A 16,938-nucleotide genomic window follows, 5' to 3' on the forward strand; every position below is an offset into this window, starting at 1 on the left:
GCATAAATTAATCTGGTGTCACACTAAATTCAGATCAATTCGCCTCCAAAACATACTTCAAACTGTCATCAATAGAAATAGCAACAGCCCCGAATTTGTCCTCCAACACCTTGGAAACAGGATGGTTTATGTTTGCGATAACAAAAGATGCTGAATTGATCCACTCGTCTTTAATGAAAAATCTGTATTTTTCACAATTAGAAGGGTTTTCATTACAAAAAGAACTGAACCTCTTATGCATGTTTTTGGAATTATAGAAAAAAACATCAAAAGGGGTAGAGAATGAATAATCAAAGTCCGTTCTCCCACACGGCCCCCTGCCATCGTCATTAAACCCCCACTCATCACCATATTTAGCATTATGTATATCAGTCAAGCCCAAAATATCTCTTGAGTAAACATTTGTGCCGGCATGATATGATATCTTTCCAAGCATCTGGCTGAGCAATACCGTCCTCTCTGGAATATCACGCATAGCTTCTCCTAACTGCCTGAGAAATAATGAACGGCCCTCTTCTGATTTATAATCCTTGAGAAAAATAGCAGGATTAATTAAAAAAACACTCCAAGACAACAGCAGTAAAGCTAATGATACAGCCAAAAACGACTTCCTGAAAATTGAGCCATCCCAGTATTTTTGAAACAATAGATCAACTGCCCATCCAAAAAAAATAATCATTAACGGCAATACAGCAATGAAATGCCTTTTGTAAAAGAAATAATCACCGCCTGCCAGGACAGTAACAAAAACATTCATACCAATACTAATGGCAATAAGCCAGAGAAGAAAGTTGCCCCTGTTAGCCTTGAACAGGAGCAGAATAAATGGTATCCATGCCCCCAATGCCACAAGAAAAAATTCATACTTAATACCGCTTCTGATTACTATCAGGAACTCCTTCAGCGCTGTCAGATCCCCGCTTAATATCGCAGTTTTTAAAAGATGAGTACCATAACCTTTAGCCATTACAGTTGCAGGCATCCATTCATGATAAAAGCTATAGCGAAGTACAAATAACATAAATGTGATCACTGTAAATATTAAGGTCGTCAAAAAAAGCTGCCTGGATATTTTTTTATCGTTAATAAAAGTAAATAACAGAAGCATGAAAATCAGAACAACAGAGTAAATAAAGCCCTCTGCCCTTACAAGATTCATTAAAATAAGAGGGATAATAGCATGAAAATATTTGCCGCTGATAAATATTTTATAAAGGCTTAATATGCAAATCATTAAAATAAGTGAAAAGATTATCGCATCCATACCGGAAGCAACATAATAATAGAAACCATAAGACAGCGCGCATAAAAGAGGAAGGAAGAAGGCCATGAATCTGGGCCGTGAAAATTGTATATAACTGCTTAGATGGCTTATAAGAAAAAGACACATAAGCCCTACTATTAAATTTAGTAATGGGGTAAATTTGACAGGATCCAATGAGAAGTAAACGCCCAAGGTTACAATGGCTTCCCATAAAAAAGTGGAAACTCCCTCTACATGCTCGCCGATATTAAAAACAGGCCCATGTCCTGAAGCCCAGTTCTCGGCATAGCGGTATAAAATATAAATATCGTCCTCAAAAGGAATTCCCCGCATAAAAAAAAGAACTGCCAAGACAACTCCAGCCGGAATGGCGTACCAAAAATAATAACTCTTTTTTTTATCTGATTTCATTTATTATCTGGTAATCGTTTACAAATAAGTAAAAAAACACTGTATAATTAATTATAATTTATTAATTAAGTTTATTACAATATTAGGATAGTTTTTAAGACTCGTTGAAAAGAAACGACACCGTAAGGTATATTAAAAAATAAGGAAAAGCATGGTACTCCCTGATAAAACAAAATCCAGCATTCAGCGTTTATCATCAAAAACAGCTTTAATAACCGGCATTACTGGACAGGATGGTTCTTACCTTGCAGAACTGCTTCTATCAAAAGGGTATATAGTACACGGCCTTATTCGCAGAGCAAGCACATTTAACACAAGAAGAGTTGACCATCTTTATATCGATCCGCATATCCCGGGCAGAAAGCTCTTCCTTCACTATGGCGACCTATCTGACTCCGGACAGCTTACAAATCTTATTTATAATATTCAGCCAGATGAAATCTATCATCTTGGTGCACAAAGCCATGTAAGGGTAAGTTTTGATATGCCTGAATATACTGGAGATATTACTGCCATCGGTACTACAAGAATTCTTGAAGCCATACACCGAAGCGGAATAAAAACAAAATTCTATCAGGCCTCATCTTCAGAGATGTTCGGCTCCACGCCTCCTCCTCAAAATGAAAAAACACCTTTTCACCCAAGAAGCCCTTACGCAGCTGCAAAGGTATATTCTTACTGGATGACTGTAAACTACAGGGAAGGGTATAATCTGTTTGCATGCAACGGCATTCTTTTCAATCATGAATCACCCCGGAGAGGTGAAACATTTGTCACTAAGAAAATAACATCTGCAGTTGCTAATATTGTTGCAGGAAAACAAAAAAAACTTTATCTCGGTAACCTTGATGCAAAAAGAGACTGGGGCTTTGCACCGGAGTATGTAGAGTGCCAATGGCTGATGCTTCAGCAGGATGAGCCTGATGATTATGTTATAGGTACAGGCAATAGCCATTCAGTCAGAGAATTTGCAGAACATGCCTTCAATTATTCAGGGATTGAGCTTGAATGGAAGGGGGATGGGCTGGACACAAAAGGCGTTGTCCGTTCATCTGCGCCGAACTTGCCTGTAAATACCGGCGATGTATTAGTGGAGATAGACCCTCGTTATTTCCGTCCCGCAGAGGTAGATTTTCTTCTTGCAGATATCTCTAAAGCCAGAAAGAAACTTGGATGGGAGCCTAAGGTTACGTTTGAAGAATTGATAAAAATAATGGTAGATGCAGATTTTGAGTTGATAGGTCTTGATCCGCCTGGTGAAGGTAAAGTCATATTAAGCAGTAAAGAGATTTACTGGACAACCAACCGAGTAACTATAATATAGGTTTTTTCAGGCAATTATTATCTGATCTTTTCCTCTTTTCATTAAATATGAAAATTGATTCAAAAATATATGTGGCAGGTCACAAAGGACTGGTAGGCTCTTTCCTTGTACGGAAGCTCCAACACAAAAAATATAATGACCTCATTACAAAAACACATTCTGAACTTGACCTCACGAGGCAAGCCGACGTAGAACTCTTCTTTGAAAGAACAAAACCTGAATATGTTTTTTTAGCTGCAGCAAAAGTTGGCGGTATACTGGCCAATAACACATATAAGGCGGAGTTTATCTATAACAATATAGCAATTGCCACAAATATAATACACACTTCATATAAATATGGAGTAAAAAAACTTCTAAACCTTGGGTCTTCCTGTATTTATCCGAAATTTACATCGCAGCCTATGAAAGAGGAAAATATACTTACTGGGTCATTAGAACCTACGAATGAACCTTATGCTATAGCAAAAATTGCCGCTATTAAATTATGCAGATATTACAATGAGCAATATGGTACAAATTATATATCAGTCATGCCGACAAATATATATGGCCCAAACGATAACTTCAATCTTGAAACCGCACATGTTATTCCGGCACTTATAAGAAAGTTTCATCTTGCCAAGCTTATGAGAAATCAGGACTTTAACGGAATAAAAAATGATTTTCAGTGTCATCCTTTGGGATTCGAATTAGAAAGAAATATAATTCCTGAAAGAAATGAAACCCTTGTCAATACTCTAGATAGACTCGGCATTTCTGCAGAGCATGTAACGCTATGGGGGGCTGGAAAACCATACAGAGAATTTTTATATGTAGATGATCTTGCGGATGCATCTGTTTATCTAATGGAAAATTATGATTACGAGGCTATCGGTGAATTTATAAATGTTGGCACAGGTGAAGATATTAAAATAAAAGATCTTGCAGAACTTATAAAAGAAATAGTCAGCTATGAGGGCGAAATAAAATATGACCTTTCAAAACCTGAAGGAACACCAAGAAAACTCCTTGATGTATCAAAAATAGAATCTCTTGGATGGAAACCTAATATAGGTTTGAGATCCGGGATACAAACGACATACAACTGGTATGTTAGAGAAACTTCTTTTCCCCAATCATGAAGAAGTAAATTTAGAATGGAAAATAAAATTAAGAAAAAATTATCTATTGTTATCCCAGTCGCAAATGAATCTGAAACTTTGGAACGCTTTTATAAAGAAGTTGCAGAAAACATCGCACAATTTGCAGATAAACTGGAGATAAAAGTTCTTTTTATTGTTGACAACGCAAGTAAAGACAACACCCGCGAAATTGTTGAAGCCCTCTCTACGCAAGATCAGCGGGTACATCTTATCTGGGCTCCGCAGAACAGGTCAGTAGTAGATGCATATTTGATAGGTTTCAGAACTGCAATTGAAGACAAATCTGATTTTGTTTTGGAAATGGATGGAGGATATACACATTTGCCTCATGAAATACCACTTTTCGTAAATAAGCTGATCGAGGGTTATGATTGTGTTTTTGGAAGCAGATTCATTAAGAATGCCAAAATGAAAGCAAGCTTTAAAAGATTTTTTTTCAGTAGAGGCGGCACCATCATCGCCAATGCTTTATTGGGGACGAAACTGACAGACACCACCTCCGGATTCGAAGCTTTCAAGGCAGATATTCTTAAAACCATTATCTCAAGGAAGATGGTTTCAACCGGACATTTTTTTCAAACAGAAATTCGTTTTAGAGCCAAAAATCTCTTTTACACTGAAGTCCCGATTAATTATACTAATCCAGTTAAAAGGGTCCCTCGCAAATATGTTCTGAATGCGCTTTGGGGCCTTTTGGTATGTTTTATTGAGAGAGTGAGAGGCGTGGCATATGAGTAGCAAAGCAGTTGTTATAACAACCATTCAATATCCTACCAAAGCTGTTAATGATATATGCAGACAGTTGGGGGATTCTTTTAATATTGTTATTGTTGGAGATAAAAAATCGCCTCAAGACTTCTCTGTAACTAATGCCGGTTACCTTAGTATTAAAGATCAAGAGGCTTCCGGATTAAAACTTGCTGCTGCCCTTCCCTTCAACCATTATGCCAGGAAAAATATCGGTTATCTAATCGCTATAAAAGATGGGGCAGAACTTATACTTGAGACTGATGATGACAACATTCCATATGAAGATTTTGGAACGGATCTTAAAATAATTGTAAATGGTGAGCTTATTTCTGCAAAAGGATGGTTCAACGTCTATAAAGAGTTTTCCAATGAGCATATCTGGCCCAGAGGCTTCCCTCTGGAGAAGGTCAGCAGTGAAACAAAGGCTGATAAAAATTCTTTCTCCTGTGAATGCCATATACAGCAGTTCCTTGCAGATAGAAACCCCGATGTTGATGCAGTCTTCAGGCTTATTCATCCATACAGGGATATAAACTTTTCAAAGCGCAGCCCTGTGATTCTTGACAAAGGCACTATGTGCCCTTTCAACTCTCAGAATACTGTCACCTACAAAGATGCTTTTCCTCTATTATATCTGCCCTCTAATGTCTCTTTTCGAATGACAGATATTTGGAGAAGTTTTATTTCACAAGCAGTGATGTGGTCAAAAGGATGGCTGCTCAGCTTCCATTCATCTACTGTTTATCAGGAGCGTAACGTTCATAATCTTCTAAAGGATTTCGAGCAGGAGATACCCGGTTACCTGAATAATCAAACCATCATTGATATCTTAAATTCCATATCATTTTCTGGTTCTGTTGAAAACAGATTGTATCAGGCTTATGAGCAGCTAAGTAAAGATGAAATAATCCCGAAAGATGAATTAAAGCTTGTTGAATACTGGCTTGAAGATTTGGGAAAGATATAATCATAGTGTAAAGATTTCTCTCTGTAACAGATAATACTCTTCTGTGTAATAAAAATTATATTCTTATCCAAGCATGATAGTGCTATTTTAATATTATATAATTAATAATGCTCTTCAATTCTTTTCAATTTGCCGCTTTTTTTATTATTGTTTACACCCTTTATCTCCTACTTAATAATAAGTGGCAAAATAGAATGCTGCTTGTGGCAAGCTATGTTTTCTACGGAACATGGAACTGGAAGTTTTTATCGTTAATATTTATATCAACAACTTTTGATTACATCTGCGGTATAAAAATACATGAATCAACAGAGATAAAAAAGCGAAAAGCATTTCTATTCCTAAGCATATTAGGTAACCTATCTATTTTAGGATTTTTTAAATATTATAATTTCTTCGCAAGCAGCCTCGGCGGCCTACTCGATTACTTCGGCGTTTCCGTGGAATTAAGCATTTTAAATTTTATTCTTCCAGTCGGCTTGTCATTTTATACTTTCAAGGCAATGAGCTACGCTATTGATATTTATAGAAAAGAGATAGAGCCTGCTAGGAAATTCTTGGATTTCGCACTTTACGTTTCTTTCTTCCCTCAACTTATCGCAGGTCCAATAGAAAAGACTAATCAGCTTCTCCCACAAATAGTGGCCACCAGAAAACTGAAGTTAACATGGTTTTATGAAGGTTGTTATCTCATATTCTGGGGATTATTTCAAAAAGTATTTATTGCGGATAACTTAGCGAGGATAGTCAATCCTGTTTTTGCCGGCCCAACTTATAACGGCGCTACAGTACTTTTAGCGATATATGCTTTTGCGTTCCAGATTTTTTGTGACTTTGCTGGATACAGCAACATAGCGAGAGGGCTCGGAAGACTAATGGGATTCGATATAATGGTCAACTTCCGCATGCCTTATTTTTCAACAAATCCCCGCGAATTCTGGCAAAGATGGCATATCAGCCTGTCTACCTGGCTTAGAGACTATCTTTACATACCCTTGGGAGGCAACCGAAAAGGCGTTATAAGAACATGTAGAAATTTATTCTTAACTATGCTGTTAGGAGGACTCTGGCATGGAGCGGCATGGACTTTTGTAATTTGGGGGGCATATCATGGAATACTGCTGGTTTTACAGAGAATATTTCAGCCTCTTATAAAAACTTTTTCCTTCCACAACATAATTATAACCAAGATATGGCATTTAATACGTATCATATTCTTCTTTCAGGTAATATGCGTTGGGTGGCTCATATTCAGAGCACGATCCATTTCACAGGTACTTGAAATGCTAAATAGCTTATTCTTTAATTTTTCAATCACTCCAGATGTTATTCATATGCTTTTTTATTTTATATTTTTTATATTTTTCCTATTAACAATTCAAATATTTCAGTATATTTATGATGACCTTATGGTTGTATTAAAGTGGCCTACATATGCCAAAACCTCTTTTGTTTTGATTATTTCATATTTATTCATATATGTAATGGCGCTTGGCGAAGATGCTTTGATTGGAGGCGGTCGTGATTTTATCTATTTTCAATTTTAAAAACAACGTAAGTGATATAAAAAATATTATTTCAAAACATAATATGACACTTTGTCTTTATAGCGTAATTTATCTGATACTTACATATTACTTAATTACTAGCGGGATTGCAGAATTTAATATAATAGCTTTTGGGGGAATTTGTCTGCTATCAATATTCGTTATTCATAAAAAATATCGTTCTATATATTCAATTATTTTTATTTCAGGAATTGTTTTTTTAACTGTTGGGGAAGTCTATTTTAGATTAAACTATTTTGGACTGGACGGAATAAGGCACTTCCAAAGATATATTCCAACAGATGCAGGCGATCCATTAACTTACGCTAATATTGAGCATGATAATAATTCATTTACTGGATTGAAAACTGGTTCCACAGGAATTTTAAAAGGCAAAACATTTTATGTTAATAATTTAGGGTTTAGAGATAAAGACAGGTCTTTCATAAAAGACAATAATACAGTCAGGATCATAGTTTGTGGATCTTCAACTTCAATGGGTTCAGGGGTTGAACAGGGGGACGCTTACGCAGGACATTTAGAAAGAATACTCAATGAAAACAATAAGGATCCCTTAATCAATTATGAGGTAATTAATCTTGCTATTGCGGGCTATGGCATGGATGACGTAATAAATGTTTTGTCAACATTTGGCATGAAATTCGATCCGGATATAATACTGATCGATGCTTATGGGTGGGGTAAAACTGGATTTCACAAGACTCAGGAATTTAAGGGAAATAAGGTAGACTTGATAAAGATTATTTTACATAGGCCATATTCAGAATTCTTTTTTGTTGGAGCCATTGCTAATGAATTCATGCTTCGAATAAAAGAAAGAGTTATTAACGTTTCAATAAGCAAAATAAAGAATTTTTTCATGTTTGATTATGAGAGAAAAATATATAAAGAAATACCAATTGTTGATACGCGCCAATTTATAATACTTCAATCCATGTCAAATTATTTAGCTCCGGAAGAGACGATAAACTACTATTTGGATCAAATAAACAAAATCGTATCAGAGAAAAGAGTTTTTTTAGTTGCATTACGCCCAATGAAATTCTTCAATGAAAAGCTTGGAGTTAGCAGTGAGTTAGTAAAATTATCCCAAAAATATGGATTTGGCCTTGTTGACACATATAATGAAGATTACGGCTCCAATGAAAAGGAAGCAATTATTTATGTCGGCGACAGGCATCCCAACAGTAAAACACATAAAATATATGCAGAAAGTATTTATAAAACAATAATGCCGTCAATTGAACAAATAATAAAATCTAACAATAAAACAATCCCCAAAGACCTGGCTGAGTTAAAATAATAGCGCTTTCATTTGTTTAAGTTTTCGACCTTAAATAATCTTTACTGAAATAGATATGCTTACTTAAACTCTATGTCAATACAAGTTAATACAAACAGAGAAATAACATCATACCTGAAAGGGCTTGCCATCACATCTGTATTAATTAACCATTTTATTAATTTATATTTTACGGAAGGATATCGAGGATATGCAAATGGAATAATCGCATTGTTCTTTATCGTAAGCGGATATGGCATATTCCATTCTCTACAAAAAAACAAAGTGATAACTCTCAGTAGTATCACTATATATTTTCACAATCGTATCGGTCGGATAATTCCGCTTTTTTGGCTCTCTTTATCTCTATCATACTTTGCTGTTCACAGGCTATGCCAACTTAGAAATTATTTTCTAATCCCCCCATTTTGCCACCTTGATCAAGTTTATATATTCATAACATTACTTTTTCAGTGTTACCTGGTTGCGCCGTTTCTTTATCTTTGTCTCAATAAAATTGGATTAAAGAAATACATAATAATTAATTCATTATTAATGTTGTTGGCTTATCTGTTTTATATCAACACATCATTACGAGAAAACCTATTCCCTTTTGTCTATAGACGATTCTTCTTAGGACATATATTTCTTTTTTCGTTCGGCATTGCTTTGCCTTCCATAATTTCACGATACCAAAATAAATTCAATGATAAGCGTCTACTTTATATATCATTAATATTCTTTTTACTTGCGATAAATTTCAACCGAAACACATTTGAAATTACAGCGACCTATATTGCGCCATTGTTAATAATATCTGCTTTAAGTTTTTGTCTATGTCTTATTGCGATAAATCCGAAATTGCCCCTTAAGAAGATATTTATAGTACTAGGTAATTATTCATACTCCGTATATCTTTTTCACCTCTTCTTCTACAAAAGCTTATTCAAATTAGGAGTAATAAAATACGGGTGGTATCCGGGGATATTTATCACTTTAATCTTATTACCAATATTTATCTACTGCTGTATGATTTTAGAAAAGTCCTTCAACAGGTTTTTATTTTACAAAAAGACATCCTGTTCTTAATTCAATATCATTTTAAAAAATCATTATTTATTTCAATAGGAACACTGTTTTTAGGAACATAAATATATTCAGGCCTCCTTTTAAGCCCTGCAACAGGATAAAAGACATCTTCGCTATCAAATATTTTTCTTTCAACTTTGTAATATTGTTCAATATAATCTTTCTGAAACGGTTCAAAGTCGCTGAGGATCACAGAGGCATATCTCCTCTCCTGAATATTCTGTCTAATTTCGGCAAGCAGTGTCCCCTTAACCTCTATCGCATTGCTTCTAATGACATCGTTAATACTCATTGAAAATGCATATCCATTCTTCCCGGCAAGCGTCGGCAAATACCCATGCTCAGGCATAAATAGCTCGCCTTTTATTTGCGACATTATATTAATAAATTTCCTGCCCGCCTCTAAATCTTCTTCGGTCGGAATTTGCCGCATAGGATTATATTTAAGCAGATAAAATTGAAAAGTGCACAATAAAAGAAATGATGCCATTAATAAATTCCGTTTGTTTGTGGAGATAGCCGTTATAAATTGAGAAACTGTATGGAATGCAAGTCCAAACAGAATGGAGATGGCCGCATAAGCTGGCAATAAAACATTCTCAGCGCCTCCAACATGTATCCGGCTGCCCCAGGATGCACCTATCATGCTGGCTGCCATTAAGAAATAAAAAAAAATAGTTTCTTTGTCACAAGAGAACAACAATGTAAGTAAATAAACCAGTCCCATAATAAATGCAATGGACAGATGAGATAATATATCCTGCGTCCAGAAGGTTGTAAGCATTCCCATATCCATAGGATGCTGTTTCGGAAGATCAAAAAGATAAAAGTTATACCATCCTTTATGAATATAATTAAGAATCAAAGTGCTTCCGCCCATTAGTAACAGCGAGCTGAATATAAAGAAATTAGCTGAACGCCTGTCCCGCAAAAAAGAATAAAGCATCATTGGCAAAGCAATTAACAATGCAGTTTGTTTTGTCAGGAAAGAAAGTGAGATAAATACTCCCGCAAGGACGAGTGAGCCGGATGAGTTTCGGAATCTGATCAAGTAAAGGGCTATCAGCAGCAAAAACAGAAAGAGGTTATCTACCCTTGCAATATCAAACCATGAACTGCTTATCTGGAAAGTAGCCGCAAACAAACAGGATGCCAATACGCCTGCAAAACTGCTTGTCGTCTCCCGTTTGACGATGAGATAAATTGTAATGAAACTACCGAGTGATGAGATGAAAGAAACCAGTCTCAGCGGAAAAAATCCTATTCCGGTAATCTTTGAAATTGCAGCAGCAACATAAAAATATAAAGGGGCATATATTGATGCTACGAATTCGATGGACGGGCTTGTATATAATTTTTGCCCATTAAGAATCCTCAGTACATGATCAACCATGGATCCTTCCTGCCATTCAAGTTCAAAAGGATATCGGATACGGTAAAACACAAGAATTAAGAAAATAATAATGTATAGAACCGCACCTGCCAATAATACTTGCCGTAAAACTTTAGATGTCAGTTCCTGATAATTGGTTTTCATCCTGAAAGATGTTTTTAGGTGCACTTCACTATTATTCTCGGTTGGCATATAAGGCTCAAAAGCTTATATGTCTAAGACAAATTAAACCGCTTTCTTAATACAAGCTTCATCATTTTAAAGCCGGTCTTTAGGATACCAATTTTACTGCCTGAATGTTTTGACTCTCCTCCGATGCGGGGCCTGTAACTTACAGGTATCTCAATGACCTTTTTACTGGCACGGAGTATTTCAACCATCATCTCCGGAGAAAACTCAGGCCCTTCGCCTTTAAGGTTATCACGAATGGTCAAGTACGCATCTCTCCAGATGCCGCGATATGTGCAGCCAAGATCCGTAAAACGGGGTTCTTTATTCCACCATAACAATTCAACCAGTTTTGCTGCAAACACATTCCCCCATCTGAGAAAAGAATCCATGTTGGCCCCCTGCTCTATCATCTGCCTGGTGGTCCTCGTCCCTATCACCATGTCAGCATCTTTAAGGTATTCCAGTATCTTTGGGAGATCATGCGCTTTAAAAGAAGCATCAGCCTCTACAAGGATAAAAATATCTCCTGACGCATTATCCATTCCTTGCTTCAATGCGTCGCCATATCCTTTCAGTTCTTTTGATATTACTTTGGCTCCTTTCTCTCTGGCAATAACAGCAGTTTTATCCTTCGAACAATTCTCCATAACAAGCACCTCATCAACCATGTTTTTAAATTCGTCTATAACATGCCCGATTGAAGCTTCCTCATTATATGCAGGTATGATTACGCTTACCTTGTAATCCTTGAGAGTCGCTCCCCTGCATATATAAACTGCTTTATTGACATCATCAAAAGTATTAAGATTCGTATATTCTCCCTTTAAGAAAAACGGATAAACTTTGTCTTCATTTTTTGCAATATTATTTATCACATCAGTCAGCTCCACACGGCTGGTCTCATGAGATGGTTCTGTTTTTTCTATGTAATCAAAGATAAGAGGCGTGAACAGATAGGTGCCGCAGCCTGCGAAGTTGTTCTCAACTATCTTTGGCTTTTCCTGCAATGATACAATCTTGTTATTCTCTATCTTTATAGAATAGTTTTTCCTGATGATCGTAGTATCTCCGGTAATTTTTACTCCGCAGACTGCGTTAAAATCCGTGTTTGAGAATTTCATTAATTCCTCATGATTGGAGTTAAGATAAAATTCATCTGCTAGCATGACAACAAATTTTGTTTTTATGTAATCCTTTGCCAGATAAATGCCTTTTGCCAAACCGCTATTTATATCTTTACAATCTATATACTCTATTTTTATTCCAAGACCTGAACCATTGCCGAATTTTTCCTTTATCATTTCGCCGAGATGCCCGGTTATAATATAAACTGTCTTTATCCCCAGCTTGTCCCTCATGATTTCGAGATTCCTCTGCATAAGGGATTTACCGCCGATCTCAATGAGCGTCTTGGGCATTTTTGTGCTGTAAGGATACAGTCTTAATCCCTGTCCGGCTGCAGGTATCAATCCAACATTAAACATGTGCAATTCCTTTTCTAAACATTTTAATATAAAGTTCTACAATTCTATCCGATAATATCATAACCAAATCAACAGTAAAATGGGTTACTGAGGTATAAATTCTATTTACAACTTCGTTTTGTTAAATATTTTTGGCGGGATACTCCTGATAACGAGCATGATCCACCTCCAGAACCATGGCAAATAAACTACTTCTTTTCCCTTTGACATCGCCTTATAAATGCCTTTGGCAACTGCGGCCGGTTTTGCAAATAAAAGCCCTTTTTCATAATCCACAGTCATTGGCGTATCTACAAAACCAGGCTTAATCGTAATTACTTTAACGCCTGACTTACAAAGACGATGCCTTAAGCCTGATAAAAAGACCGTGAGAGCGCCCTTTGCAGAGCCATAGACATAATTACTCTGCCTGCCACGGTCTCCGGCAACAGATGAAATAACGGCAATAGTCCCTTTACCCTGCTTCTCGAAATGATTAGCAATGTAATTGAGTAACACAGCAATGTTAGTGAAATTTATATGTATGGCTTTCTTAGTCTCATCAGCATTTGCCTCACATTTATTTTGATCCGGTAAAGAGCCGTGCGCGACAAGCACACTGTCAAGGCCGGGGAATTTTTTGAGGCAGTTATCTATAGCTCTTATAGCTGAATCATCATCTAATGCATTAAAAGCAGAATACCAGACATCATTAGCTCCCCTGACCTTTAAATCATCTGACAGACGTTTTAAATCAACCTCATCCCTTGCGCATAAGTATAACGATACACCGTCTTTTGCAAAAAGCTTTGAGGTTTCATATGCGATTGCAGATGTAGCGCCAAAAATTAAAATACTGGATGGATTAGCCATTATTCTCTCCCCTTATCCTTCTGTAAAAACTCGATGAAAACCTGGGATCAATATATTTTTTGAAGTTCTCAAAATCAGGATATGAACTCTGGAATGTTTCAGGTGCCATACGGGCGTCCTTTGCAGGATAAAGCCTGCCGCCGGAATTAATGACAACCTTATCCAGCCTGTCAAAAAGCGAGAACAGGCGCCCGCCCACATTTGGAAAATCTACCGCCAGGGTTATTCCGGGCATTGGGAACGAAAGCATCCCACAGGGTGGAATACTGCCAAACTCCTTTAGAACAACAAGAAACGAACTAAGTCCGCTTTTTATAATTTCACTTAAAATAGTCCGAATCGCTTCATTCTCTTCTGTAAAAGGCACTACACCCTGCCACTGCAGAAAACCCCTATTCCCATACATACGGTTCCAGTGATTTATGCCGTCCAGAGGATAAAAGAATGGGTCATAATGCACAATCTTCTTCTCATGTTTTTTAATCTGCTTATGGTAATACAACATATTAAACAATTTAACTGTTGCGGCGGACAACAAAAATGAAGGAGCATCCACCGGGAAGGTCTTCCATGAGGAAACACTATGAGATATCTTTGATGCATCAGTTTCCGTAGTGTTGGAATGATTGCCCCTCATAAATATGCCTCGTATGTCAGCGCTGTTAATACAATCCAGCCATGAAACAATATATTTATAATCAGTTGCAGATTCGCGGGAGATACTGAAAAACTCATTGAGATTGTTGAATTTAATGGATTCCATTTCAATATACGGCCCTTTTATCGGTTTCAGCGGCAACTCAGCCCATGTAATAACTCCGGTTAAACCAAGCCCGCCTATCGTAGTTTTAAACCAGTCCGGATTGGTTTCCCTGCTGCAGAGGAGCCTTGTCCCGTCTGATCTAAGCAGTTCAAAGCGGATCACTTGATTTCCAAAAGTGCCTGCAGTGTGGTGGTTCTTCCCGTGTATATCATTGGCAATAGCGCCGCCGACTGTAACGAATTTAGTCCCGGGCGTTACCGGCAAAAACCAGCCTCTCGGCACAAAGGTCTGAAGTATTTCATCAAGGGTAACCCCTGCTTCACATTTAAGGATCCCTGTATTTTCATCGAAGGCATAAAACTTGTTAAGCCATTTTGTCGAAAGCAGATAACCATCCTCATTAAGGCATGAATCTCCATAACTCCGCCCCAAGCCTCTCGGCAAAATCAGGGAATCAGATGATTGAATCAAATCATTGATTTTATCAACACATTGCGGGGCAAACATCCCAAGGTGCGACACCTTTGGAAATCTTCCCCATGATTCAAAAAACAAATCATTTCCCATATCGCCTCAATGAGTAATCCTCTTGTTGACACGGTCTATATTGTCTGTGATCAATTGCAAAAGACGCTGCGCTGTCTCAGGGTTACTTAAATAAAGGTCATTGTTCTCATCAGGGTCATTCTTCAGGTCAAAAAGCAATGATTTCTTGTTATCCAGATAATTAATAAGCTTGTAATCTCCATCCCACACTGCCACTGTCCCTTTGTCAATATGACGGCTGCCGATCACAGGGTTATTGCTGAATTGCATGGAAAAAACCGGCTGAGACTGCATGGTTTCCCCGTTCAAAAGAGGAAACAAAGACCGCCCTTCCATCCATGGCGGTATTGAAATGCCTGCAAGTTCAAGTATAGTAGGAGCAACATCAGTATGTTCAACCTTCATATCAATTGTCCTGCCTGCCGCTTGCCCCGGCAATTTTATTATCAGAGGCACATGTACCAGGGATTCATAAAGATGCGTGCCCTTGTGAGCCAGCCAGCCATGCGAAAAACTTTCCCCGTGATCTGACAGCAGAATAATAACCGTATTGGATAAATCTAATTTCTCTGCAATGCCTGATATAAATGTTTTAAATTGCTGGTCAGAATATAAGACAAATTCATCATAGCGTTTCCTCAATATGTCCACATCAGGCTGCAATTGAGGCGCATATGCACTGCCGAGCATCTCTATCTCTGACTGCTTCTTGTCTGAATTATATTTTTCCGCATCGCCGAACATGCCCATATACGGTTCCGAAGGCAGGTAGAAATCATGCGGCGGAAAAACGTGCAGCCATGCGAAAAATGGAGTCTGTGATTTGTCTTTCTCACGCTGCCTTTCAGAAATAAATTTCAAGAATTTATTATAAACAATATCCGGTGGGACATCAGTGACATGAGACTCGGGGCGGAAAGAGTTTATCTTTTTCGCAAAAACATTCCTTTCAAAAATCCATTCCTTCACAACTGGTTTATTAAGGAAAAATCCTTTCAGAATATCCATCCACCATTCCGGAGGTAACCAGAAGGTATGTGCTTTGTCTCTTAACAAAAATGGATCTTTAATCCCCAAAGTGTCAGGATGTGCAAAAGGATTTTGAACAAAACTGTATACATCATATCCCGAATCCCTCAATAACGCTGGAAGATTGTTATCGTAATTTTCAAAAGGATGATAGTAAATTAAATGCCAGACCCCATGGGTCCACACCCTTTGCCCGGTCATAATACTCATCGCAGCAGGCGTCGTCCAGTTAGCCGCCGCATATGCCCTGTTAAAAACTGCTGCGGTCTTAGCCCATTCTGAAATAAACGGCGTTGTCGGGCGTTTATATCCGTACAACTGCATGTCGCGCGCAGCCAGCGTATCCATTATAATAAAAATAAAGTTGGGTCGTTTACTGCTTGCGCCGGCGTTGAACTGCGAAACATCTTGTGAAATATTGTCAGCTTTGCGTCCAGCCTGAGAAGATTCTCCTCCCATAAAAGAAAGAGGAACTGCAACAAATAAAAATAAACCAAAAATCCATATCAGAGGCGTGATGCGGCTGTTTACTTCATAGACTATTTTTTCTATATATTTATATCCAAACCAGATAATAACTGCCGATATCAAGACTCCAATTGTAATAATTACCAGACGGTTTATACCGAAAGATCCGCTAAAAGAAAAATTACTGAAGTATGTCCTTTTAATATATTGCGGGACTATTACCAGAAATAGAAGGAATATTACATGTTCAAGGCGGATATGAATGATGGATTTAGGGATTATTTTATAAATCACGTATACAATCAACCATAAAGCAACCGCTGCAATTGCACCCATAATTGTCCATAAAATATACGCAAGAGATAGATCGGGAAGAAAATCGGTAAACCGCATGTAATAAGAATACCCGTCCCATTTATAAAAACTGTCTCT

12 protein-coding genes are annotated in these 16,938 nt (G+C 37.4%); 6 read left to right on the forward strand and 6 right to left on the reverse strand.

All coding sequences use genetic code 11. From position 1 onward, the window contains the following. Nucleotides 1-34: 34 nt before the first annotated feature. Nucleotides 35-967: a hypothetical protein gene (locus Q7U10_01395; protein MDO8281273.1), complete on the reverse strand. Its 933-nt coding sequence runs from the start codon at nucleotides 965-967 to the stop codon at nucleotides 35-37. An 859-nt stretch (nucleotides 968-1,826) separates the two neighbouring features. On the opposite strand from Q7U10_01395, the gene gmd reads away from it, so the two are divergent. From gmd to Q7U10_01425, 6 genes are all read left to right on the forward strand, one after another. Next, nucleotides 1,827-2,999 carry a GDP-mannose 4,6-dehydratase gene (gmd, locus tag Q7U10_01400; GenBank protein MDO8281274.1) on the forward strand — a complete coding sequence of 391 codons (1,173 nt, stop codon included), beginning with the start codon at nucleotides 1,827-1,829 and terminating at the stop codon, nucleotides 2,997-2,999. Between the two features lie 47 nt (nucleotides 3,000-3,046). Beyond that, on the forward strand, nucleotides 3,047-4,123 hold the full coding sequence (locus tag Q7U10_01405; protein MDO8281275.1) for a GDP-L-fucose synthase: 1,077 nt from the start codon (nucleotides 3,047-3,049) through the stop codon (nucleotides 4,121-4,123). A gap of 15 nt (nucleotides 4,124-4,138) precedes the next feature. Then, a complete protein-coding gene (locus Q7U10_01410) occupies nucleotides 4,139-4,882 on the forward strand; it encodes a glycosyltransferase family 2 protein (protein MDO8281276.1) in 744 nt (247 codons plus the stop codon). Then, nucleotides 4,875-5,861, forward strand: coding sequence for an STELLO glycosyltransferase family protein (locus Q7U10_01415; protein MDO8281277.1), 987 nt, complete (start codon nucleotides 4,875-4,877; stop codon nucleotides 5,859-5,861). Before Q7U10_01410 ends, Q7U10_01415 begins: the two co-directional genes overlap by 8 nt. Nucleotides 5,862-6,055: 194 nt before the next feature. Continuing rightward, on the forward strand, nucleotides 6,056-7,408 hold the full coding sequence (locus Q7U10_01420; protein ID MDO8281278.1) for an MBOAT family O-acyltransferase: 1,353 nt from the start codon (nucleotides 6,056-6,058) through the stop codon (nucleotides 7,406-7,408). Further along, nucleotides 7,383-8,732 (forward strand): hypothetical protein, encoded by a 1,350-nt coding sequence (locus Q7U10_01425; protein MDO8281279.1) that lies wholly within the window; start codon nucleotides 7,383-7,385, stop codon nucleotides 8,730-8,732. The genes Q7U10_01420 and Q7U10_01425 overlap by 26 nt, the downstream gene beginning before the upstream one ends. A 1,075-nt stretch (nucleotides 8,733-9,807) precedes the next feature. Here Q7U10_01425 and Q7U10_01430 read toward each other — a convergent pair. The 5 genes from Q7U10_01430 to Q7U10_01450 all read right to left on the reverse strand — a co-directional run bounded on the left by Q7U10_01430 (nucleotide 9,808) and on the right by Q7U10_01450 (nucleotide 16,800). Beyond that, nucleotides 9,808-11,193, reverse strand: coding sequence for a glycosyltransferase family 39 protein (locus Q7U10_01430; GenBank protein MDO8281280.1), 1,386 nt, complete (start codon nucleotides 11,191-11,193; stop codon nucleotides 9,808-9,810). Nucleotides 11,194-11,408: 215 nt separating this feature from the next. Beyond that, nucleotides 11,409-12,848: a sugar phosphate nucleotidyltransferase gene (locus tag Q7U10_01435; GenBank protein ID MDO8281281.1), complete on the reverse strand. Its 1,440-nt coding sequence runs from the start codon at nucleotides 12,846-12,848 to the stop codon at nucleotides 11,409-11,411. Between the two features lie 105 nt (nucleotides 12,849-12,953). Further along, entirely contained in the window at nucleotides 12,954-13,700 is a 747-nt protein-coding gene (locus Q7U10_01440; GenBank protein ID MDO8281282.1) for an SDR family oxidoreductase, read from the reverse strand. Next, entirely contained in the window at nucleotides 13,693-15,030 is a 1,338-nt protein-coding gene (locus Q7U10_01445) for an FAD-binding oxidoreductase (protein ID MDO8281283.1), read from the reverse strand. Before Q7U10_01445 ends, Q7U10_01440 begins: the two co-directional genes overlap by 8 nt. 6 nt (nucleotides 15,031-15,036) lie before the next feature. Beyond that, nucleotides 15,037-16,800, reverse strand: a complete 1,764-nt coding sequence (locus Q7U10_01450; GenBank protein ID MDO8281284.1) for a sulfatase — start codon at nucleotides 16,798-16,800, stop codon at nucleotides 15,037-15,039. Between the last annotated feature and the right edge of the window lie 138 nt (nucleotides 16,801-16,938).

It is taken from the genome of Thermodesulfovibrionia bacterium, from assembly GCA_030646035.1.
Lineage (GTDB): Bacteria > Nitrospirota > Thermodesulfovibrionia > UBA6902 > UBA6902 > JACQZG01.

Excerpts from the sequence above, each read along its gene's own strand:
- Q7U10_01395 (MDO8281273.1), bottom strand. The coding sequence starts at position 967 with ATGGCTAAAGGTTATGGTACTCATCTTTTAAAAACTGCGATATTAAGC.
- gmd (MDO8281274.1), top strand. The coding sequence starts at position 1,827 with ATGGTACTCCCTGATAAAACAAAATCCAGCATTCAGCGTTTATCATCA.
- Q7U10_01405 (MDO8281275.1), top strand. The coding sequence starts at position 3,047 with ATGAAAATTGATTCAAAAATATATGTGGCAGGTCACAAAGGACTGGTA.
- Q7U10_01410 (MDO8281276.1), top strand. The coding sequence starts at position 4,139 with ATGGAAAATAAAATTAAGAAAAAATTATCTATTGTTATCCCAGTCGCA.
- Q7U10_01415 (MDO8281277.1), top strand. The coding sequence starts at position 4,875 with ATGAGTAGCAAAGCAGTTGTTATAACAACCATTCAATATCCTACCAAA.
- Q7U10_01420 (MDO8281278.1), top strand. The coding sequence starts at position 6,056 with ATGCTGCTTGTGGCAAGCTATGTTTTCTACGGAACATGGAACTGGAAG.
- Q7U10_01430 (MDO8281280.1), bottom strand. The coding sequence starts at position 11,193 with ATGGTTGATCATGTACTGAGGATTCTTAATGGGCAAAAATTATATACA.
- Q7U10_01435 (MDO8281281.1), bottom strand. The coding sequence starts at position 12,848 with ATGTTTAATGTTGGATTGATACCTGCAGCCGGACAGGGATTAAGACTG.
- Q7U10_01440 (MDO8281282.1), bottom strand. The coding sequence starts at position 13,700 with ATGGCTAATCCATCCAGTATTTTAATTTTTGGCGCTACATCTGCAATC.
- Q7U10_01445 (MDO8281283.1), bottom strand. The coding sequence starts at position 15,030 with ATGGGAAATGATTTGTTTTTTGAATCATGGGGAAGATTTCCAAAGGTG.